We start from the raw sequence: 7242 nt of genomic DNA, 5'->3' as shown, positions 1-7242 counted from the left end.
ATTCATTTAATTTATCTAACAGATTTTTAATTCCTAAAAAAGAGCTATTATATTTTGTTATCACGGCATTGATGACAACAAAAATGTTATATTTTTCTAGATTTTTTAGTGTTTTAAATATTTTTGAAATATAGTTATCACTTTTATTTTTATTAATAATTTTTGATTCTTCTGGATCTAGAGTGTCTATTGACAATTGTAAATGTTTGATACCTATATTCTTTAGAGTTATTACACTTTCTTCGCTAATAGGTAATTTTGTTGATAAATAAGGATAATAACCATTATTTATAAGTTCCTGTATAAGCTCTTTCCAATGTTTATACATAAAAATCTCTGTACCAGCGATGTCAAAATCAATAACTTGTAATTTTTTAGCCTCTCTAATAAGCTCTTTTAATCTTTCAATAGGTATTTTGCAATTATTTTTAATTCTTCTATCTACATAACAATATATACAATCTGTTGCACAAACTGTGTTTACCAATAAAGAGATTGTAGAAGGACTTCTAAATAATCGAATAGTATCAAGGTCTATTTCCTCTTTTATAAAATAATCTTGATAATTAAGGTTCCTTTCGGAGAAAGTACTATTATTATTTTTGATTAAAATATTTTTAGGAAATTCAAACCAAATATTGTCATATTCGACTCCAATTCTTTCAGAATTTTCTATGAAAGGAGTAATAAAATTCAAACATTCTTCAAAAGGAGTTTCTAAAACAGAAGACATTTCTATCAATACATTTTTTAGTGTTTTATCTCCATTGAAAAAAGAGAAAGCAATAGCAAAAATGGGATGAATATAAATGATAACTTCATCCTCTGCTATATGAAGAGGAATTTTAAATGAAGGACTATTACATAGAACAGCCCTTTTTATATCATTTCTTAATGAATAAAAAGGATTAAAAATATATACATCATTTAATTTTTTGTTTTCCATATCTCAAAATTTATATTAATTATAAATAAAAGGGGTATTCAAAATACCCCTTTTCACGTTTAAACTGGGGAGAAAAAAGAGTCGTCATCATACATGTATCCTACTTTTATTGTTCCAGAAGCTGTACTACCATTTCCTTGATTATTGTTTTTGTTACTACTACAACCGGATTTACATGTTTTACACTTCTTTGCACAGGCCTCTCCCCCTTTTAGAGCTAACATTTGTTCTTCATTAAGAACTCTCATACTACTTAATTTTGGAAAATTCATAATTACATATACTTTCAATTAAACAAAATACTTCTCTTTCTATTTCGGCATATAGTCTCGTCCTTATGGTTTTTTAAAACTATCTAAATATTGGGACAAAGGTAATAAATTTATTTACATTATTTCATGTTACACACAAAAAAAGGAGAAATATATTTTTAGACTAAATAAAAGAATGCTTTATAAGATATTGTTAAACATATCTAATATTTTTATAAAACTACGAAGGATATTAACGAGAGAACTTTTGAGATCTAAGTTGTTTTTTTCTTTACTTATCTAATTTACGTTTTAGAAAAACTTACTAATAGGAAGAAAAATAACTTTTTTAAGAGTGTTTTTGTTATTATGAATCTCTTTCTATTTAAAACGATTAAAATAATCTGAAAAAGTTTCCAAACAAATCTTACAAAATCATTAGTTTTAGTTTTTCATAACTTGTGAATATATCTATCATTTTGTAATGATAAAATATTTATGATTTACAAATACTTAATTAAAGAAAAACCGTTATGCATTTTAAATAATAAATACTAGCTTTAAATTGTGAATATTTCTATACAAAACATTATATTAATGTTAGAGTTTGTTATTTTGCTGGTTATTTGTGTTTTAAAACTATCAAATGATTTAATATAATTGCGTTTTATCATAAATTGATCACATAATATGTAATGAAATAATTTTCTTTTTCCACAATTAAAATACCTCTTTCTGTTTTACTTTTAATAGTTTCAGGTATTCTATGAATAAATAACCTGTTGAAAATCATTAATTTATATACTATCTTTTAATGGTTTTGAAGTTTATTTTCAAAGAAATTTGATAATACTTATAAATTTTTTTTGTGACTTTACTACAAGTTGTTCATTATATCTAATTGTTTTGAAATACAATCAATATACGTTTTTATCAAATGAACAACTTTTAAATTTTTCCAAATCAAAAAACACTTTGAGTTAAGAAAAATATATTATTAACCTAGTTCTAATTGATTTTTAATCAAAGAATAATATTCTTTTTTCAAAGAAACTAGTTCTTTATGATTTCCTTGTTCTATAATTTCTCCTTTCTTTAAAACAATTATTTTATCTGCATTTTTTACAGTTGAAAGGCGATGAGCAATTATAACTACAGTTTTACCTTTAAAAAAGGATTGTAATTGATTATAAATTATTTTTTCATTTTCAGCATCTAGTGAACTAGTTGCTTCATCAAAAAAAAGAAATTTAGGATTTTTATATACAGCTCTTGCTATAAGTATTCTTTGTTTTTGCCCCCCAGATATACCATTCCCTGAAGCTCCTATCTTAGTATTTAATCCTAATGGCAAGCTGTCTATAAATGATTGAATATTAGAAATTTTTATTGATTTTTTTAATTTAATTTTATTTATTGGAGTATCTGAAGTCGCAATATTTCTGGCAATAGAATCGGAGAAGATAAAACCATCTTGCATCACAACCCCTGAATTTTCTCTCAAATTTTTTGCAGATAAAGAATTTATATTCAGATTATCATAAAAAATAGAACCCTGTGTTGGAGAATAAAACTTGAGTAATAATTTTAAAAGTGTTGTTTTTCCACTACCACTTGCTCCTACAATAGCAGTAACTTTCCCATATGGAATTTCTAAATTAATGTTTTTTAATACAAAAGGAGACTTAGGTCCTTGATATTGGAAACTTACATTAATAAATTTGATATTATTGTATTTATTTTTTTTATCTGATAGTTTTAATAATCTTGGATTTTCTTCAGCAGGGATATTTTCTACTTCACTAAGTCGCTCCAAACTTAATTTAGCATCCTGAAGAGAACGAAAAAATTCAACAAGGCGACTAACAGGAGAATTCATTTGTCCAATTATATAAGAAACGCTTAGAAGTTCACCTAAAGTCATTTTATTATTAATTACAAGAGTTGCAGAAATAAAAGTAATTAAAATATTTTTGACTTGATTAAAAAAATCAAATCCAATTCCTTGAAGATGACTATTTTTTAATGAACGAATATTAATTTTAAATAATTCTTTTTGAATATTTTCCCATTCTTTCCGTTTGAAATCTTCAAATAAATTTAATTTCATTTCAGAAACCCCATCGATAATTTCATGAATAGAATTTTGATTTTTACTCCTTTGGTGAAATAAAAAGAAATCTAATATTTTTCTCTTTTTTAACCAATAAAAAGACCAAAAAATAGAAATAATGGTTAGAAAAATATAAATAAAAATTATAGAAGAGTTATAATACCATAAAACACCAAAATAAATAAAAAATGTTATAATAGAGAAAAATGTAAATAAACTTTGAGAGGTTAAAAAATATTCAATGCGTTCATTATCTAATATACGTTGATGGAAATCTCCTTTTTGTTTTGTTTCAAAGAAATGAATAGGAAGTTCTAAAAGCCGTTTTAAAAAGTTAGAAATTATAGAAATACTTAATTTTGTCCCCATAAATAAAGTTATCCAATTTCTTATTATTTCTACTGATATGCTTCCTAAATATAAACTTAATTGAGATAATAAAATTATAGTTACAAAATGTAAGTCATTTTTTTGAACTCCACGATCAATAAGATTTTGAGTTAAAAAAGGAAAAATTAAAGATATTCCACTACCTAAAATAATAAGGAAGGAAATAATTAAAAGTTGTTTTGTATATGGTTTGAGAAAGTTTAGTAGATACCTTAAATTTATTTTTTTTATTTTTTTTGGATTTTTTTTATAAAATTCTTCTGTTGGTTCTAAAAAAAGAGCAACTCCTTCATCGGAAGAATTTATCCAATGTTCTTTAAAAGAATCCTCTTTTAATACAATTTTTCCATAAGAAGGATCTGCTATATAGAACAAATTATTTTTTGAAAAAAGTTTTTTTTTTACTTTGTAAAGAACAACAAAATGATTATTATCCCAATGTAAAATACAAGGAATATTACTTTTTTCATTGAAGACTTTTATAGAAGATTTTAAACAGATTGTTTTAAACCCTAATTCTAAAGCTACATCAGATATATTTAACAAAGAAACCCCTTCTCTTGTTAAGAAACAATGGTCTCTAAGAAAAGATATATCATATTTTTTTCCATAATAATTAGCTATCATAGCAAGACAAGAAGGACCACAATCCATTTCGTCTAACTGAGGAAATACTTTCATTATCTTATTCTATTTTTTATCGAATTTTACAGCTTTCTTATATTTTTAATAGGTTACATAAAATAAAGTATCCATAAGAAAATAGAAGCTTTTATGAGTTTGACCTATTATGGATACTTTATTTTAAGAAGAAGCTTAAAAATTTAATAAATAATAGCACCGGATAATATAGGATCTTCTGTTCCAATAGTTCCTGAAAAAAATCCCTTACTTTTAGCACCGGGTTTGCATCTTTTATGGCAACCACTTCTACACTTACTTAAGCAACCACCTGTACAATTACGACATCTACCTCCTTTTAAAGTTAACATTTGTTCTTTATTAAGAACTTCTCATACTGCTTAATTTTGGAAATTTCATAATAACATATATTTTTAATTAAACAAAATTCTTCTCTTTCTATTTCGGCATATAGTCTCGTCCTTATGGTTTTAAAAAACTATCTAAATGTTGGGGCAAAGGTAATAAAATTATTTATATTATTTCATGTTACTCACAAAAAACAGAAATATGTTTTTAGACTAAATAAAAAATTAAAAAGAATATTAAAAAAAAGAAATAAAAAAGTATTTTTGCAAAAAAATAGTTAAATTGTATTCCCATATGAAAAAGAAATTATATATAATTGATTATTATAATCCATTGAATAATACAGGGTTGAATAGTTATATAAAGGAGTTAAAGAATCAAATTATTGAAAACAATGATTTTTTGTTGAATATTATTTATGTGAATTCTAATGTACATAATTGTGAAACAATAGAGTTTATTGAAGGAATAAAATATATTTACTTTCCTTATGATATTACGTATATGTGGGAAATTAATGAAGAGAGTTATAAGGCACTAAAATTTATAGTAGAGGAAAATAAAGAAACAATAGATATTATTTTTCATTTCAATTGGATAAATCATGCCCCCTTTGCTACTCTACTCAAAAAAGAAATAAAATGTAAGACTCTGTTAACTAATCATTGTATTTCTTGGAGAGAGAATGTAATAGAGAACTATTCTTTTTTTGTCAATATAAATCGTTTTTTTGAACAAAAAAAAGTGCTTCCTTTTTTTATTAAAAATAAGTTATTTAGAGAAATATATTGTTATAATAGTGTTGATCATATAATAACGGTTACAAAAGACGCAAGAAGAGTATTAAAAGATTTTTTTGGAATATCGGAAAAAAAAATTACTACAATATATAATGGAGTTGAAATAAAAGAAAGAGAGATAAAAAATAAAGACAAATTACGAGAAAAATATGGATTTCATAAAGAAGAAAAAATTATATTGTTTGTAGGGAGAGTAATAAAATCAAAAGGAGTTGTAGAACTTCTGCAAGCTTTTGAAATATTAATGCAGAAATATCCTTTTTATAAATATCGATTGGTTATTTGTGGTAAAGGTGATTATGATTTGGTATATGAACATATAAAAGACTATTCAAGCGTAGTATTAACAGGAAACATAAGTAAAGGTATACTTTATGATTTTTACAATTTAGCAGATGTTGGAGTTATTCCATCGTATATAGAGCAATGTAGTTATACACTTATAGAGATGATGTTAAATAAACTTCCTGTTATAGTGACTGAAACAGGAGGATTAGCAGAAATTATTAATAGCGCAAAGATAGGATTAAAGATAAGTATTAAATTTTCTCCTAAAAAAATAGTTTTTGACACAAAAAAATTAGCAAATAAAATATATTGTACTGTTTCTGAAGAATTTATAACAAAAAAAAGAGTAGAAGAGGCTTATAAGAGAGTACAGAAAAAGTTTACTACTGAAAAAATGGTAAAGAAAACATTACAAATTTATAATGCTTTATTGAAAAAATCTTTGGGAGAGGAACGAATAGAAGAAGATCTAGTAAGTGTTATAATACCTTACTATAATGATGAAAAACACATAGAAAGAAGTTTGCAAAGTGTTTTAGATCAATCATATAGAAATTTAGAGATTATTTTAATAGATGATGGCTCTGAAGAAGAACTGAAGGAAATACTTCATAAAACTAAAGATAAAAGAATTAAAATATTAAGAAACAATATAAATGAAGGAATATCCTATAGTTTAAACAAAGGAATTCGTATATCAAGAGGTAAGTATATAGCACGATTAGATTCAGACGATATTATGACTAAAGATAGGATAAAGCTACAGGTTAATTTTCTCAAGGAAAACAAAGAATATATGGTTGTTGGAACTAATCATATACTAATAAATGAAAAAGGAGACATTTTACAATATGTATCTTATCCTGAGACAAACGAGGAAATACAGATTTTTAAATATTTTTTTAATCCTTTGTCTCATCCAACGGTTTTGTTCAAGTCATCTGAATTTAAGGATTTTTTATATAATGATGATTATATTTTTTGTGAAGATTATAAACTATGGTTTGAAATAAGTAAGAAATATAAAATAGCTAATATTCCTCAATACACAACATATTATAGGTTAAATTCAGAAGGAATTTCTTCTAAGAATAATAAAGAACAAATAGAAAACTCAATTGAGTTAATTTTAAACGAATTAGAAAGTTTGGGCATTGAAATTTCTGATGAAGAATTAAAAATTCATTGCGCAATTGTAACTCGTAAAATAGAACAATATTTTAATACCTTGGAAAAAATAGAAAAATTAAAAATCTGGTTAGAAAAACTTTTTAAACATCTTAAAATAGAAGATATTGATATAAAAGAAAAAGTGTTGCAGTATTGTGAATTTTAGAAAAGTTGTTTATTTGTTATATATAATAAACTAATAGACTGAGATAAAACCTTATAGTGTCTCGAGAGACAATGCAAAAAACACTAAATTCGGTAATCTTTAGATGTAAAGCACATACAAGAAGAGTG

At 24.4% G+C, this 7242-nt stretch carries 4 protein-coding genes; 1 reads left to right on the top strand and 3 read right to left on the bottom strand.

Translation table 11 applies throughout. The features are described 5' to 3' along the window. The 3 genes from HMPREF1321_RS01425 to HMPREF1321_RS01415 form a co-directional block, all read right to left on the bottom strand. A partial coding sequence (locus HMPREF1321_RS01425) for a radical SAM protein (protein WP_009420995.1) occupies positions 1-946 on the bottom strand: 946 nt, incomplete at its 3' end. A 59-nt stretch (positions 947-1005) separates the two neighbouring features. Continuing rightward, positions 1006-1218, bottom strand: coding sequence for a TIGR04149 family rSAM-modified RiPP (locus HMPREF1321_RS12435; RefSeq protein WP_034575421.1), 213 nt, complete (start codon positions 1216-1218; stop codon positions 1006-1008). Positions 1219-2194: 976 nt separating this feature from the next. Further along, positions 2195-4381, bottom strand: coding sequence for a peptidase domain-containing ABC transporter (locus tag HMPREF1321_RS01415; protein ID WP_009420933.1), 2187 nt, complete (start codon positions 4379-4381; stop codon positions 2195-2197). A gap of 603 nt (positions 4382-4984) precedes the next feature. Here HMPREF1321_RS01415 and HMPREF1321_RS01410 point away from each other — a divergent pair. Beyond that, entirely contained in the window at positions 4985-7114 is a 2130-nt protein-coding gene (locus tag HMPREF1321_RS01410; RefSeq protein ID WP_009420991.1) for a glycosyltransferase, read from the top strand. Positions 7115-7242: the final 128 nt, after the last annotated feature.

Source organism: Capnocytophaga sp. oral taxon 412 str. F0487 (assembly GCF_000271925.1).
GTDB lineage: Bacteria > Bacteroidota > Bacteroidia > Flavobacteriales > Flavobacteriaceae > Capnocytophaga > Capnocytophaga ochracea.
This window is presented reverse-complemented; position numbering and strand designations above follow the sequence as displayed.

Bases quoted from the DNA above. Each gene is read 5' to 3' on its own strand.
- HMPREF1321_RS12435 (WP_034575421.1), bottom strand. From the start codon at position 1,218: ATGAATTTTCCAAAATTAAGTAGTATGAGAGTTCTTAATGAAGAACAA.
- HMPREF1321_RS01410 (WP_009420991.1), top strand. From the start codon at position 4,985: ATGAAAAAGAAATTATATATAATTGATTATTATAATCCATTGAATAAT.
- HMPREF1321_RS01415 (WP_009420933.1), bottom strand. From the start codon at position 4,381: ATGAAAGTATTTCCTCAGTTAGACGAAATGGATTGTGGTCCTTCTTGT.